Origin of the sequence: Leclercia sp. AS011 (assembly GCF_037152535.1) — a bacterium.
Taxonomy (GTDB): Bacteria; Pseudomonadota; Gammaproteobacteria; order Enterobacterales; family Enterobacteriaceae; genus Enterobacter.
Genome location: NZ_JBBCMA010000019.1, coordinates 1 through 639 on the forward strand (window position 1 = coordinate 1; position 639 = coordinate 639).

At 48.8% G+C, this 639-nt stretch carries 2 tRNA genes and 2 rRNA genes; all 4 read right to left on the reverse strand.

From position 1 onward, the window contains the following. A 23S ribosomal RNA gene (locus tag WFO70_RS22305) occupies positions 1-98 on the reverse strand; the annotation flags it as partial. 206 nt (positions 99-304) lie between these two features. Further along, positions 305-380 (reverse strand) — tRNA-Ala (locus WFO70_RS22310). Between the two features lie 49 nt (positions 381-429). Then, a tRNA-Ile gene (locus tag WFO70_RS22315) sits at positions 430-506 on the reverse strand. 71 nt (positions 507-577) lie between these two features. Continuing rightward, positions 578-639 (reverse strand): 16S ribosomal RNA (locus WFO70_RS22320); the annotation flags it as partial.

A 639-nucleotide genomic window follows, 5' to 3' on the forward strand; every position in this document is an offset into this window, starting at 1 on the left:
CGGTTCATATCACCTTACCGACGCTTATCGCAGATTAGCACGTCCTTCATCGCCTCTGACTGCCTAGGCATCCACCGTGTACGCTTAGTCGCTTAACCTCACAACCCGAAGATGTTTCTTTCGATTCATCATCGACTTGCGAAAATTTGAGAGACTCGAACACACCTTCATCTGCTCTTATTACGGAGAGCAGACACAGTGTGTCGTTTCAATTTTCAGCTTGATCCAGATTTTTAAAGAGCAAAACTTCGCAGCGCACCTTCTCAGGTACACTCTGAAGTTTTCTTGTTGTCGCAGTAAAGGATGGTGGAGCTATGCGGGATCGAACCGCAGACCTCCTGCGTGCAAGGCAGGCGCTCTCCCAGCTGAGCTATAACCCCATCGCAAAATGCTAATCTCTGTACCGCTCATCCTTTATAACAAGGAGTTTGGTAGGCCTGAGTGGACTTGAACCACCGACCTCACCCTTATCAGGGGTGCGCTCTAACCACCTGAGCTACAAGCCTGCAGAGATTTTTTACTGCTGTTTTTTCATCAGACAATCTGTGTGAGCACTGCAAAGGCAGGTTCTTTAAGGTAAGGAGGTGATCCAACCGCAGGTTCCCCTACGGTTACCTTGTTACGACTTCACCCCAGTCA